We start from the raw sequence: 13,417 nt of genomic DNA on the forward strand, positions 1-13,417 counted from the left end.
CGCCTAGAACCGCGTTTCGCGCGCCACGCGCAGGAACGTATCGAGAAGCGGCGTGCAATCGAGCAGTTCGTCGCCGCCCGCGCGATGAAACTCCGGGTGCCACTGCACGCCGACTACGAACGGCGCCTTGCGATAACGCACCGCCTCGATGATCCCGTCCGACGACGACACCGCCTCGATGTTCAGATCGCGGCCGAGCGTCCGCACGGCCTGATGGTGGATCGAATTGACGATTGCTTCGCGCTGGTTCGGGAACATGTTGACGAGCGACGAGCCGTCCGGAAACCGGATGGAGTGACGGTGCTGGTCGTAATGCTCGTTGACGTGGATGCCGGCAGTCGGGACGTCGGTGGCGATGTCGCCGTACAGCGTCCCGCCGAATGCCACGTTGATCAGTTGACAGCCACGGCACACGCCGAGCACCGGCTTGCCGGATTCGACGAACTCGTGCAGCAGTTCCAGTTCGTACATGTCGCGCACGCGGTCGCCGGGCCATTCCGGGCGCGTGGTCACTTCCTCGTACGACTGCGGCGAGACGTCCGCGCCGCCTTGCAGCAGCAAGCCGTCGAGATGTTTCGCGTAGTCACGCAGGCGGATATTGCTCGGATGCAGCATGCCCTGATGACCGACCGTCGGAATCATGAACACCAGCACGTCGCGCGACATGACCCAGTGCGCGATGGATTCCTCGAGATACTGCAACGTCTTGCCGCGCAAGCCCTTCGCGCCCGGCTCCGGATGAAAGATGCGCGCCGAGACGCCGATGCGCAGCGTGCGCTGCGTGATGCGCTGCCCGGCCCGGTCGAAGATTTGCCGCGCCCGCGCCGCGACGATGCGGCCGAACACCGACCACGCCGAATCGGACGTCTTCAGATAGGCGGGCTGTGCCGCCGTCGTCTCGGCGGCGGACTGCGGCGGAATGGGCGGCGGATTGAACTTGCCGAAATCCGGCGCGGCGGTGAATTCCGGAGGCAGCCCGGTGGCGGGCCGCGAGAGCGCGGCTTCGGCCTGGACCTCCGCCTCGGCCTCTAATGCAGCCTCGGCTTGCAGCACGGCTTCGGCCTGCGTGCTTTGCGCCTCGGCTTCGGTGGCGGCTTCGAGGTTCTGCGCGAGGCTCGTCTTGGCGTCGACACGTTCGGCGCGTGCCGGACTCGCCGCACTCGCCGGACTGACCGGACTTGCCGCGCGAGCCGCGGCTTCCTGCGCAGCGGTCGCGCTCGCCACAGGGGCGCGCGCATCGCGGGCGGTTTGCTGCGCCTCTTCGCGCCGCGCCGCGTTGCGGTCCACGGGCTCGACGGTGGACGCGCTCGAAGGCGCATCCGTCGATGCGCGCGCGCTCGCCTGCGCGGCGGCGGATGCGTCCGCGCCCCGCGACGCCGCCGCGTTGGAAATGTCGTTATTGCCGGTGATGCCCGAGTCGTTCGACGTGTTCTTTTCGCTCATCCCGATGTCAGGCGCACAAAAGCGCCACTAGGAGAATGGAGAGGCTTCGATTATCCGCCCATCGAACGCGGTGAAGCAAACCAGCACACATTTGCTCACATTATCGCGAGCGATGTCACGCGCTCAGTGAGCGTGCTCAGTGATCGTGCTCAATGATCGCGCGGTTCCTGCAGCGTCTCGCGCAACGCGATCTGCAGGGTCGCGTGGATCTTCACGCACCAGCGCCACAAGACGGTCAAAAGGAGCGCCACGCAGAGCAGCACGCCGAGCATCAGGCCGAACGGCGGGAGGATGCCGCCCGACAGCGCCGCGACGAGCAGAAAGACGCCGAACATCGCGACAATCGGAATCAGGCCCGAGACGGCCGAGCGGATAGCGTGCGTGAAGCGCCCGGCTTTCGCCGGTTGCACGCTCACTTCCGCGAGCAGCAGCGCGAGCGATTCCAGCTTGCGATACACCGCCACCAGAAACGGCAGCGCAATGACGAGCGCCGCGCTCCACAACACCACGCGCTGCGCGTTGTCCGTTTCCAGCCAGCGCGCGAGATGGCTCGACGCAAACGGCGCCGCATACGATGCACCAAGAAAGATCGCTGCGACGAGCGCCAGATTCACGGCGATCTGAAGCACGATGCGCCTCGTCATCGCGACGAGCGTCGCGCCCTCGGCGGCGGGCGCGAGGCTCGCGAGCCATTGCGAATACGCGCCGAACGTGTGCGCGAGCGGCGCGGGCATCGCGCGCGCGAGACGCAGCGTGAGCGGATCGGCGGCGCGCATCAGATACGGCGTGGAGAGCGTCGTCAGCGCGGAGACGGCCACCGCGATCGGATAGAGAAAACTGCTCGTCACTTTCAGCGACAGCCCGAGCGACGCGATGATGAACGAGAACTCGCCGATCTGCGCGACGCTCATGCCGACGCGCATCGCGGTGCGTCCGTCCTTGCCCGCGAGAAAGCTGCCGAGCCCGCACGACACGATCTTGCCGAGCACCACCGCCACCGTGATGACGCCGATCGGCCACGCGTAATCGACGAGCACCGACGGATTGAGCAGGAGCCCGATGGTCACGAAGAAGATCGCGGAGAACATGTCGCGCACCGGCGCGATCAGATGCTCGATGCGCGCGAGGTGCTTCGATTCGGCCATGATCGCGCCGATCAAAAACGCGCCGAGCGCAATCGAATAATCCAGCTTGACGACCAGCAGACAGAAGCCGAAGCAGAAGCCCAGCACCGTGACGAGCAGCATCTCGTCGCTTTTCGAACGCGCCACGTAATCGAGCGCGCGGGGCACCACCACGATGCCGACCACGAGCGACACCGTCATGAAGAGCAGCAGCTTGCCGAGCGTCACGGCCGCCACGCCCGCGCTCACCGAACCCGTCTGGGCGATGCCCGACAGCAGCACGAGCATCGCGATGGCGAGAATGTCCTCGACGATCAAAATACCGAACACGAGTTGCGCGAAGCCCTCGCCTTTCAGGCCGAGTTCCGAGAGCGCCTTCACGATGATCGTGGTCGACGAGATGGCGAGCATCGCGCCGAGAAAGAGCGAATCCATCGCGCTCCAGCCGAACCAGCGGCCGATTTCATAGCCGATCCAGATCATCAGCACGATCTCGGACAGCGCCGCGACGAACGCCGTCGCGCCGACGCGAAAGAGCTTGCGCAGGCTGAATTCGAGCCCGAGCGAAAACATCAGGAACACGACGCCCAGTTCGCCGAGCGTCTGAATGGTGGCTTCGTCGTTGATGAGTTGGAACGGCGGCGTGTACGGCCCGATGATGACGCCCGCGACGATGTAGCCCAGCACGACCGGCTGTCGCAGGCGATGAAACAGCACCGTCACGACGCCCGCGATCGCCATGATGACGGCGAGATCCTGAATGAAGCCGATCGCGTGGTGCATCGACTGATCCTTACAAGAAGATTATAGGCAGTCGATGTTACAGCAGGAGATGCGCCGCCGTCGAAAACAAACGCCCGCTACGGTGAGCGGGCGTGGCAGGCGAGAAGCGTGGAACGATCAGACCGCCGCTTCGTTCTCCTCGCCGGTGCGGATGCGGATCACGCGCTCGACGTCGGCCACGAAGATCTTGCCGTCGCCGATCTTGCCGGTGCGCGCCGCGCCGATGATCGCGTCGATGACCTGATCGGTCTGATCGTTCGCGACGACGACTTCGATCTTCACCTTCGGCAGGAAGTCCACCACGTACTCCGCACCACGATAGAGCTCGGTGTGCCCTTTCTGGCGCCCGAAGCCCTTGACTTCCGTGACCGTCAAGCCCGTCAGCCCGACTTCGGCAAGCGCCTCGCGAACTTCGTCGAGCTTGAACGGTTTGATGATGGCGGTGATGCGTTTCATGGCGGACCTCGCTTCGGAAAACAGACGGTTCAGGAAAAGTGTCGTCGCTTGCGCGACCGATGCCTTCGATTCTAGCCGCCTTTCATCGAGTCATCGGCCCGGTTAACCGCGACTTGCGCTCACTCGCTCTCCGGCACGCGTTCGAGATCGTTGAGCCACACCGTTGCCTGCGAATCGCTCGGCGCGCGCCAGTCGCCGCGCGGCGAAAGCGAGCCACCCGAGCCTACTTTAGGTGCATTCGGTATGCAGGACCGCTTGAACTGGCTCGTGCGGAAGAACCGGTCGAGGAAGATGCGCAGATTCTTGCGGATATCCGCGAGCCCGTACTGATTGCGCGCGACGTTCGGACCTTCCGGCCACGCGCCCGCCTCGCGGTCGCGCCATGCCGTGAACGCGAGGAACGCGACCTTCGACGGCGCGAAGCCGAAGCGGACCGTGTAGTAAAGGTTGAAGTCCTGCAACTCGTACGGCCCGATCACGCTCTCCGTCTTCTGTTCGAGCGCGCCGCTCGCCTTGCCCGGGATCAGCTCGGGGCTGATGTCCGTGGCGAGGACGTTCTCCAGCACGTCGCTGCCCGCATCGCCGATCTGGCCCGACTCCGCGACCCACCGCACCAGATGCGTAATGAGCGTCTTCGGCACGCTCGCGTTGACGTTGTAGTGCGACATGTGATCGCCGACGCCGTACGTGCACCATCCGAGCGCAAGCTCGCTCAGATCGCCCGTCCCGACGACGATCGCGTTATGAAAATTCGCGAGCCTGAAAAGATGGCTCGTGCGCTCGCCGGCCTGCACGTTCTCGTACGTGATGTCGTATTGCTGATTGTCCTCGCTATGCGGATGGCCGATATCGGCGAGCATCTGCGTGCAGCTCGGACGAATGTCGATTTCCTCCGCCGTGCAGCCGATCACTTCCATCAACTCGCGCGCCTGCCTGAGCGTGCGCTCGCTCGTCGCGAAGCCCGGCATCGTGTAGGCGAGGATGTTCGAGCGCGGCAGGCCGAGACGGTCCATCGCTTTCGCGCACACGAGCAGTGCATGCGTCGAGTCGAGTCCGCCGGACACGCCGATGACGACCTTCGAAATGCCCGACGAGCGCAGCCGTTGCAGCAGCGCCTGCACCTGGATGTTGTAGACCTCGTTGCATCGCGCGTCGCGGCGGGCGGCATCCGCCGGCACGTACGGGAAACGCTGCACGCGCCGTTCGAGCGGCAAGGTGCCGTCCACGGGCGCCGGCAAATCGAATTCGACCACGCGGAACTGGGCGACTTCGTCGGCGTGCCGCTGCGTCGATCGGCCGAACGTGGTTTGCCGCATGCGTTCGCGCGAGAGGCGTTCGAGATCCACATCGGCGAAGATGATGTGCGACTCGCCCGAGAATCGCTCGGATTCCGCCAGCATCTCGCCGTTCTCGTAAATCAGGCCCTGCCCGTCCCATGCGAGATCCGTGGTCGATTCGCCCTCGCCCGCCGATGTGTAGAGATATGCGGCGATACAGCGCGCGGACTGCTGCCCGACCAGCTGATGCCGATACGCCGACTTGCCCACGACGATATTCGACGCCGACAGATTGACGAGCACCGTCGCGCCCGCGAGCGCCGCGAACGACGACGGCGGAATGGGCACCCACACGTCCTCGCAAATCTCGACGTGGAAGCGGAAAAGCGGCAAGTTCTTGATCTGGAACAGCAGCGACGCGCCGAAGGGCGCTTCCTGTCCGCACAGCGAGACGGTATGCGTGGTCGCGGCATCGGCGGGGCTGAACTGCCGTGCTTCGTAGAACTCGCCGTAGTTCGGCAGATAGCTCTTCGGCACGACGCCGCGAATGACGCCGTCCGCGATCACGACCGCGCAGTTGAAGAGCTTGTGCTCGATGAGCAGCGGCATGCCGACGATCATCGCGACCTTGAGCGACTTCGATGCATCGACGATGCTTTGCAGCGCGTCCTTGCACGCGTCGAGCAAGGCGCGCTGATGAAAGAGATCGTCGCAGCTATAAGCGGACAACCCTAGCTCGGGAAACGCGACGAGCACCGCGCCGCGCGCCGCCGCCTGCTTTGCGAGTTCGATGGTCCCGGCCGCGTTGAAAGCGGGGTCCGCGACCTTGCAGTTCGGAATCGCGACCGCGACGCGCGCGAAGTCGTGGCTATACAGATTGAAGAAGTTCTTGCTCATGGTCGTCGTTACCTTCGGCGCGTGGAGCGTTGTTTGGACGTGGGAAGAGCCGCAACGATTATCGCAGTTCTAGCCCTTCTTTCTGAACGGCGTGTGCGCTTCGAGCTCTTCGATGTGCTGATCCATCGCTTCGGTTTCTGCGTCGAGAAAATCGGCGATGGCTTCGCGGAACCGCTCGTCCGCGATCCAGTGCGCGGACCACGTCGGCGTCGGCAAAAGCCCGCGCGACATCTTGTGCACGCCCTGCGCGCCGCCTTCGAAGCGCGCGAGCCGGTGCTCGATGCAATACGCGATGCCCTGCATGTAGCACGTCTCGAAGTGCAGCCCTGAAATAAACTCGCGCGTGCCCCAGTAGCGGCCATACATGACGTCGCCGCCGATCATGTTGAGCGCGCACGCAAGCCGCTGGCCGTCCGCTTCGGCGATCACGAGCAGCATGCTGTCGGGCGCATCCGCATGAATCCGGCCGAAGAATTCGCGCGAGAGATACGGCGCGTTCCAGTGCTCGCGGTACGTGTTCTCGTAGCAGTCATAGAAGAAGTCGAGCGCGCGCTCGTCGATTTGCGCGCCGCGCAGCCACGTGTACGTGACGCCCGCCTCCATCACGCGGCGGCGATCCTGCTTCACCTTCTTGCGCTTGTCGTGGCTCATCGTCGCGAGGAACGCGTCGAAGCTCGCATAACCGTCGCCGGGCAGATTCTCCCAGTGGAACTGCACGCCCTCGCGCAGCATGTAGCCGGCGTCCGTGAGCGCCTCGATGTCCTGCGCATGCGGAAACAAAACGTGCAGCGACGAGATGTCGAGCCGGCGCGTCAGCTCGATCGCGCCGCGCGCCAGCAGCACGCGGTCCTCGTGCTCGGCGGCGATGAGCCGCGGCCCGGTCACCGGCGAAAACGGCACCGCCGACAGCGCCTTCGGGTAATAGCGCAGGCCGTGTCGCTCGAAGGCGTCGGCCCACGCGTGATCGAACACGTATTCGCCGCGCGAATGCGACTTCAGGTAAAGCGGCATTGCGCCCGCAAACTGCCCGCCGCGCTCCAGGATCAGATGATGCGCGCGCCAGCCGGTGCGCTTGACCGCGCATTGCGTCTCTTGCAACGCGGACAAGAAGCCGTGCCGCACGAACGGATTGTCGCCGGCGAGCCGGTTCCAGTCGTCGGCCGGAATGTCGTCGAGCGTATCGACCACATGAATTTCGATCTCGCGATTCAAACAGGCACCCTCGCAGAATGGACCGATGGGCGCTCGCGCGCCCGAAAGCGGCTATTCTCGCGCAAGTCGCGCGAAGGCGTCGGCGTGCTCGCGCGTCTGCATCGGCGATAATGCGCGGCATCGAAGTCTCTGAGCCATGTAAACACGCGATGCCGTGGTTTCTCTATCTGATCGAATGCGACGACGGCAGTCTCTACACCGGCATCGCGACGGATGTCGAAGCGCGCTTCACCGCGCACGTGAGCGGCAAGGGCGCGCGCTATACGCGGGCGAAAAAACCGCTGCGCGTCGTGGCGTCGTTCGAGGTGGCGGGAAGATCGGAGGCATCGCGCGCCGAGTACTGGGTCAAGCGCCTGCCGGTGCAGCAGAAGCGCGCGTTGATCGCGGGCGAACGCACGCTGGACTCGGTGCTGCCGCGCGTCGAAGCCGGCTGACGCCATTCAGACCTTCGCACCGCGCATCAAAACAAAACGCCGCGCGCCCGGCGAGCGGACGGCGGCGTCTGATCACAACGCGGACAAGTTGCGCGCTTACTTCTTGTAATTCGCGATGCCTTCGGTGATTTCCTTGTGCGCGGCGTCGATGCCCGCCCAGCCTTCCACCTTCACCCACTTGCCCTTTTCGAGCGCCTTGTATTGCTCGAAGAAGTGCTTGATCTGATCCTTCAGGAATTCGGGCACGTCGTCCACGGACTTGAGATTCGCCGTCATCGGGCAGACCTTGTCGTGCGGCACGGCGATCAGCTTGGCGTCCACGCCCGATTCGTCGGTCATCTGCAGCATGCCGAGCGCACGCGCGCGCACCACCGAACCCGCGAGCAGCGGATACGGCGTGATGACGAGCACGTCGACCGGATCGCCGTCGCCCGACAGCGTCTGCGGAATGAAGCCGTAGTTGGCCGGATAGCGCATGCCGGTGCCGATGAAACGATCGACGACGAGCAGGCCCATGTCCTTGTCCGCTTCGTATTTGACCGGATCGCTTTGCGCGGGAATTTCGATGATGACGTTGAAATCCTGCGGGAGATCACGGCCGGGAGGTACGTTATTGAAGCTCATGAGCACTCTCTGGAGAAGTTGAGTTCGGAAACGGGGAAATTGCGTGCGGCGCGTTCGGACGCGTCACGAATGGAACGCGGGCGCTGCGAGGTGAGACACTCAGGCATTATAGCCAAAGGCGCCCGGCGGCCCGGGTGCGTGATAATCGATTCGACCAACAGTGAGCGAACGAACCGACAAGGAGACGCGCATGGAGGAAGCGAAGCATTTCATCGGCAACCGATGGATCGCGGCATCGGGCGGAGAGACGATTCCCGTGGTCGATCCATCCGACGGGCAAGTGTTCGCGGAGCTTGCGCGCGGCACGAGCGCGGACATCGACCGCGCCGTGAGCGCGGCGCGCGCCGCGTACGACGGCGTCTGGGGCGCGACGAGCGCAGCCGAGCGCGGCCGCATTCTCGCGCGGCTCTCGATGCTGATCGCCGCGTGCCACGAGGAAATCGCGCAGATCGAAGCGCGCGACACCGGCAAGCCGCTCAAGCAGGCGCGCGCCGATGCGACCGGCATCGCGCGCTATTTCGAGTTCTACGCGGGCGCCGCCGACAAGCTGCACGGCGAGACGCTGCCGTATCAGTCCGGCTTCACGGTGCTCACCATCCGCGAGCCGCATGGCGTCACCGGGCACATCGTGCCGTGGAACTATCCGCTGCAGATCTTCGGGCGCAGCGTCGGCGCGGCGCTCGCCACCGGCAACGCGTGCGTCGTGAAGCCCGCCGAGGACGCGTGCCTCTCGCTGTTGCGCGTCGCCGAACTCGCCGCCGAAGCGGGCCTGCCCGATGGCGCCCTCAACATCGTCACCGGCTACGGCCACGAAGCGGGCGCGGCGCTCGCGCGTCATCCGGGCATCGATCACATTTCGTTCACGGGCTCCCCCGCGACGGGCGCGGCCGTCACCAAGATGGCCGCCGACAACCACGTGCCCGTCACGCTGGAGCTGGGCGGCAAGTCGCCGCAGATCGTTTTCGCCGATGCCGATTTCGACGCCGCCCTGCCCGTGCTCGTCGCGGCCATCGTGCAGAACGCGGGGCAGACTTGCTCGGCGGGCAGCCGCGTGCTGATCGAGCGCGCGGCTTACGAGCCGCTCATCGACCGGTTATCAACGGCGTTCGCTGCGCTGAAGGTCGGCCCGAGCAAGCTCGATCTGGACTGCGGCCCGCTCATCAGCGCGAAGCAGCAGCAGCGCGTGTGGGACTTTCTCTCCGATGCGCAGCACGACGGCATCGCGATGGCCGCGCATGGCGAAGTCGTCGCCGATGCGCCCGAAGCGGGCTTCTATCAGGCGCCGACGCTTTTGCGCGACGTGCCGCCGACGCATCGTCTCGCGCGCGAGGAAGTGTTCGGCCCGGTGCTCGCCGCGATGCCCTTCGACGACGAAGCCGACGCGCTCAGGCTCGCGAACGGCACGGACTACGGCCTCGTCGCGGGCATCTGGACACGCGACGGCGCGCGGCAGATGCGTCTTGCGCGCCGCGTGCGCTCGGGGCAGGTGTTCATCAACAACTATGGCGCGGGCGGCGGCGTCGAACTGCCGTTCGGCGGCGTCAAGCATTCGGGACACGGACGCGAGAAAGGCTTCGAGGCGCTGTATGGCTTCACGACGCTCAAGACTATTGCCATCAAACACGGATAAAAGGAGACGACATGCGACTGCAAGGCAAAACGGTGATCGTGACGGGCGCGGGCTCGGGTTTCGGCGAAGGCATTGCGAAGACGTTTGCGCGTGAAGGGGCGAACGTGGTGGTCAACGATCTGAACGGCCCGGCGGCCGAACGCGTGGCGAGCGAGATCGCGCTCGGGTCGTCGTCATCGGCGACGCATGGACGCGCGATCGCGGTCACGGGCGACGTCACGAAGCGCGAGGACTGGCAGGCGCTTTTCGATGCCGCGATTCAGGACTTCGGCAGCGTGCAGGTGGTCGTGAACAATGCGGGCACGACGCACCGTAACAAGCCGGTGCTGGATGTCACCGAAGCCGAGTTCGACCGCGTGTATGCGGTGAACGTGAAGAGCATCTACTGGAGCGTCGAGCAGTTCGTGCCTTACTTTCGCGAGCAAGGCGGCGGTGCGTTCATCAACATTGCATCGACGGCGGGCGTGCGGCCGCGTCCCGGCCTCGTCTGGTACAACGGCAGCAAGGCGGCGGTGATCGTCGCGAGCAAGGCGCTGGCGGTGGAACTGGGCCCGGACCGCATTCGCGTGAACTGCATCAATCCGGTGATGGGCGAGACAGGGTTGCTGTCCGAATTCATGGGCATGGAGGATACGCCGGCGAATCGCCAGAAGTTTCTCGCGACGATTCCGCTCGGGCGCTTGTCGACGCCGCAGGATATTGCGAATGCCGCGCTTTATCTGGCTTCGGATGATGCGGAGTTTATTACGGGGGTGGCGTTGGAGGTGGATGGGGGGAGGTGTGTTTGAGGGTTAGGTGGGGGGTGCACGGTGCCGGGCTTGCATCGCACGCTGCGCGGCAGCGGTGTGAGCCTGCGCAAGCGCCCTGCTAGTGCGAGTGCGTGGACTCCGTAGCCAGCAAGTGGAACTTGGCACCATCGAACGTATAGTAATAGGTCCCATGCTCACGGCTTTCGTTACGACTCCCTCGAACGATCACAAGGCAGCTATTCGCGCGATATTCCAGTGGCTCTGTCACATCAACCGGCCAGTCAGACACGGTAAACGGCAGAGACGTGACCCGTCCTGAGGACTTGTCGATGACCGCCGCCATGACACAAGCAGAACCGCAGCCCCACTCCGCAATCACGTAATGGCCCGCGAAGTTGGCGCGGCCTTTAGCGGCATCGCGAAGCACGCTACGATACTTGCGCACTCGAGCATCGGCAAAGTTCAAGGTCGGCTGTCTCGACGTCGACTGCGCGTGGGCTGCGCAGTCCTCGAAAGCTGGAACCTTTCGCGCATGGGTGATGCTCGACGCAGCCATGAGCACGCAGGCGACGACCACTTTTAGAACTGGACGCATGCTCAATACCAGTGATGACGTTTCCAGAAGTCGCGAGCATTGGACGCTGTGCGATAGCGTCCATAAATATAGTGGATCCCGCCCTGGCATTCTTCGACAGCAATACCAAACGACGCTTCGCCGTGCGGGTTCAGGTTGTACTGCGCCCGAAGTAACTGAAACAGCCCGCGCGCGGAGGAGTCGCCATTCCTGGCGCCAACGATTCCGGCCGATTCCTGCGCCATGATCCATAGCAGATCATCGAAATCCACTGCCGCGATATGCTCCTCCCGCATCGCGTCTCTGAGCGCCATTTGCACGTGCAACGGCACGACGCTGACTGGCTTCTCCTGCCAGCCGCGCTTTTTTGTCTTCTGCTGTCGATGGCCGTGCGAATGCTTCACGGTTCTCTCTTCGTGCGGTCCGTGACGTCCTGAAATCATTTTGTTTTCCTAATCATCTGGCCGCAGCACCATAACACTAAACTCACGGCGCCCAGGTCACGATGTTTGCTACTTTTTGTCGACGCCAATCGCTACGCGTCCGAACCACTACCTGCTCCGCCAGCGACAGAAAGGCGGCCGACCCTCGCTCAGAAAAAAGCATGCGCAGGAAAAAACACCGCCGCACCGGAACAATGCAAGCCCCATGCCGCATGCACCAAATAGGGTCCCGAGCCGATCCGCACCTACCAGACCAGCGCAACACCATCCCCCGCAAACCCCCGCCAGCCTTGATCCAAGCCCCCATTGGCATACCCCTTGCAATTCCTTCCCCGCCGGTCAGCCGTCAACCACGTCAAAAGACCCGCCTCATCTCTGCTCCGCACGGAGCGACACAACATATCGGCAAGGGGAACACATCAATGAAACGACGCAGTCTGCTGAAGCTCGGTTCCATGTCGGGCGCGCTCGCCCTCGCTGGCCAGCTTCCCATCTCCAAAGCGCAAGCTGCCGATACCGGCCCGATCAAGGTCGGCGTGCTGCATTCGCTCTCCGGCACCATGGCGATCTCCGAGACATCGCTCAAGGACACCGCGCTCATGACCATCGCCGATATCAACAAGAACGGCGGCGTGATGGGCCGGCAGCTCGAAGCCGTCGTCGTCGATCCCGCTTCCAACTGGCCGCTGTTCGCCGAGAAGGCGCGTCAGCTTCTCACGCAGGACAAGGTCGCCTGCGTGTTCGGTTGCTGGACGTCCGTGTCGCGCAAGTCCGTGCTGCCGGTGTTCGAGGAACTCAACGGCCTGCTCTTCTATCCCGTGCAGTACGAAGGCGAAGAGATGTCGCGCAACGTGTTCTACACCGGGGCCGCGCCGAACCAGCAGGCCATTCCCGCTGTCGAGTATCTGATGGGACCGGAAGGCGGCAGCGCCAAGCGCTTCTTCCTGCTCGGCACCGACTACGTGTACCCGCGCACGACCAACAAGATCCTGCGCGCCTTCCTCCATTCGAAAGGAGTCAAGGATGCAGATATTCAGGAGGTCTACACACCGTTCGGACATAGCGACTATCAGACCATCGTCGCGAACATCAAGACCTTCTCGCAAGGGGGAAAGACCACGGTCGTCTCGACGATCAACGGGGATTCGAACGTTCCGTTCTACAAGGAACTCGGCAATCAAGGGCTGAAAGCGACGGACGTGCCGGTGGTCGCATTCTCCGTCGGCGAAGAAGAGCTGCGCGGCATCGACACGAAGCCGCTCGTCGGCCATCTCGCCGCATGGAACTACTTCATGTCGGTCAAGAACCCGAACAACAAGAAGTTCGAGACACAGTTCGCCGAATGGGTGAAGACGCAGAACCTGCCGGGCGGCGACAAGCGCGTGACGAACGATCCGATGGAAGCGACCTTCGTCGGCATCCACATGTGGAAGCAGGCCGTCGAGAAAGCGAAGAGCACGGACGTGGACAAGGTGCGGACCGCCATGATCGGCCAGAGCTTCGCCGCGCCTTCGGGCTTCACGCTCACGATGGACGGCAATCATCATCTGCACAAGCCGGTGATGATCGGCGAGATTCGCGGCGACGGTCAGTTCAATGTCGTATGGAAAACGAAGACCGCGATTCGCGCGCAGCCGTGGAGCCCCTATATCGCGGGCAATCAGGGCAAGCCGGATGTCGTCAGCTCGATTCCGTCGTTCTTGCGGCGCTCGCGCGTGCGTGTCGCCTGAGCCTGAGGCACCGATACATGAAGCAAGGCCGCGCGTGACCG

General features: G+C 63.9%; 12 protein-coding genes. 4 read left to right on the forward strand and 8 right to left on the reverse strand.

The genetic code is table 11. The features are described 5' to 3' along the window. Nucleotides 1-3: 3 nt before the first annotated feature. The 5 genes from NCR35_RS11710 to NCR35_RS11730 form a co-directional block, all read right to left on the reverse strand. On the reverse strand, nt 4-1,443 hold the full coding sequence (locus NCR35_RS11710) for a gamma-glutamyl-gamma-aminobutyrate hydrolase family protein (RefSeq protein WP_250534467.1): 1,440 nt from the start codon (nt 1,441-1,443) through the stop codon (nt 4-6). A gap of 149 nt (nt 1,444-1,592) precedes the next feature. Continuing rightward, nucleotides 1,593-3,350 carry a cation:proton antiporter gene (locus tag NCR35_RS11715; RefSeq protein ID WP_250534468.1) on the reverse strand — a complete coding sequence of 586 codons (1,758 nt, stop codon included), beginning with the start codon at nt 3,348-3,350 and terminating at the stop codon, nt 1,593-1,595. 117 nt (nt 3,351-3,467) lie between these two features. Then, complete coding sequence (gene glnK / locus NCR35_RS11720; RefSeq protein WP_008342452.1) at nt 3,468-3,806, reverse strand: P-II family nitrogen regulator; 339 nt, start codon at nt 3,804-3,806, stop codon at nt 3,468-3,470. 119 nt (nt 3,807-3,925) lie between these two features. After that, nucleotides 3,926-5,980, reverse strand: coding sequence for an NAD(+) synthase (locus NCR35_RS11725; RefSeq protein WP_250534469.1), 2,055 nt, complete (start codon nt 5,978-5,980; stop codon nt 3,926-3,928). A 69-nt stretch (nt 5,981-6,049) separates the two neighbouring features. Further along, a complete protein-coding gene (locus NCR35_RS11730) occupies nt 6,050-7,192 on the reverse strand; it encodes a GNAT family N-acetyltransferase (protein ID WP_250534470.1) in 1,143 nt (380 codons plus the stop codon). Between the two features lie 149 nt (nt 7,193-7,341). On the opposite strand from NCR35_RS11730, the gene NCR35_RS11735 reads away from it, so the two are divergent. Continuing rightward, nucleotides 7,342-7,626, forward strand: a complete 285-nt coding sequence (locus NCR35_RS11735) for a GIY-YIG nuclease family protein (RefSeq protein WP_250534471.1) — start codon at nt 7,342-7,344, stop codon at nt 7,624-7,626. Between the two features lie 96 nt (nt 7,627-7,722). Here the strand turns inward: NCR35_RS11735 and ppa are convergent, their stop codons facing one another. Next, entirely contained in the window at nt 7,723-8,250 is a 528-nt protein-coding gene (gene ppa, locus NCR35_RS11740; RefSeq protein WP_175944678.1) for an inorganic diphosphatase, read from the reverse strand. A 190-nt stretch (nt 8,251-8,440) separates the two neighbouring features. Between ppa and NCR35_RS11745 the strand changes: the two genes are divergently transcribed. Together NCR35_RS11745 and NCR35_RS11750 are read left to right on the forward strand one after the other, a co-directional pair. Beyond that, on the forward strand, nt 8,441-9,880 hold the full coding sequence (locus tag NCR35_RS11745; RefSeq protein WP_250534718.1) for an aldehyde dehydrogenase family protein: 1,440 nt from the start codon (nt 8,441-8,443) through the stop codon (nt 9,878-9,880). Nucleotides 9,881-9,891: 11 nt separating this feature from the next. Beyond that, entirely contained in the window at nt 9,892-10,668 is a 777-nt protein-coding gene (locus NCR35_RS11750; protein ID WP_250534472.1) for an SDR family oxidoreductase, read from the forward strand. A gap of 79 nt (nt 10,669-10,747) precedes the next feature. On the opposite strand, the gene NCR35_RS11755 is transcribed toward NCR35_RS11750, so the two are convergent. After that, on the reverse strand, nt 10,748-11,224 hold the full coding sequence (locus NCR35_RS11755) for a hypothetical protein (RefSeq protein ID WP_250534473.1): 477 nt from the start codon (nt 11,222-11,224) through the stop codon (nt 10,748-10,750). Between the two features lie 2 nt (nt 11,225-11,226). Then, nucleotides 11,227-11,607 (reverse strand): aggregation-promoting factor C-terminal-like domain-containing protein, encoded by a 381-nt coding sequence (locus tag NCR35_RS11760; protein ID WP_250534475.1) that lies wholly within the window; start codon nt 11,605-11,607, stop codon nt 11,227-11,229. A 461-nt stretch (nt 11,608-12,068) separates the two neighbouring features. Between NCR35_RS11760 and urtA the strand changes: the two genes are divergently transcribed. Continuing rightward, entirely contained in the window at nt 12,069-13,376 is a 1,308-nt protein-coding gene (gene urtA / locus NCR35_RS11765) for an urea ABC transporter substrate-binding protein (RefSeq protein ID WP_250534476.1), read from the forward strand. The last annotated feature ends 41 nt before the right edge of the window (nt 13,377-13,417 follow it).

The organism is Caballeronia sp. AZ10_KS36 (genome assembly GCF_023631105.1).
Taxonomy (GTDB): Bacteria; Pseudomonadota; Gammaproteobacteria; order Burkholderiales; family Burkholderiaceae; genus Caballeronia.

Excerpts from the sequence above, each read along its gene's own strand:
- NCR35_RS11710 (WP_250534467.1), bottom strand. The coding sequence starts at position 1,443 with ATGAGCGAAAAGAACACGTCGAACGACTCGGGCATCACCGGCAATAAC.
- NCR35_RS11715 (WP_250534468.1), bottom strand. The coding sequence starts at position 3,350 with ATGCACCACGCGATCGGCTTCATTCAGGATCTCGCCGTCATCATGGCG.
- glnK (WP_008342452.1), bottom strand. The coding sequence starts at position 3,806 with ATGAAACGCATCACCGCCATCATCAAACCGTTCAAGCTCGACGAAGTT.
- NCR35_RS11725 (WP_250534469.1), bottom strand. The coding sequence starts at position 5,980 with ATGAGCAAGAACTTCTTCAATCTGTATAGCCACGACTTCGCGCGCGTC.
- NCR35_RS11735 (WP_250534471.1), top strand. The coding sequence starts at position 7,342 with ATGCCGTGGTTTCTCTATCTGATCGAATGCGACGACGGCAGTCTCTAC.
- ppa (WP_175944678.1), bottom strand. The coding sequence starts at position 8,250 with ATGAGCTTCAATAACGTACCTCCCGGCCGTGATCTCCCGCAGGATTTC.
- NCR35_RS11745 (WP_250534718.1), top strand. The coding sequence starts at position 8,441 with ATGGAGGAAGCGAAGCATTTCATCGGCAACCGATGGATCGCGGCATCG.
- NCR35_RS11750 (WP_250534472.1), top strand. The coding sequence starts at position 9,892 with ATGCGACTGCAAGGCAAAACGGTGATCGTGACGGGCGCGGGCTCGGGT.
- NCR35_RS11755 (WP_250534473.1), bottom strand. The coding sequence starts at position 11,224 with ATGCGTCCAGTTCTAAAAGTGGTCGTCGCCTGCGTGCTCATGGCTGCG.
- urtA (WP_250534476.1), top strand. The coding sequence starts at position 12,069 with ATGAAACGACGCAGTCTGCTGAAGCTCGGTTCCATGTCGGGCGCGCTC.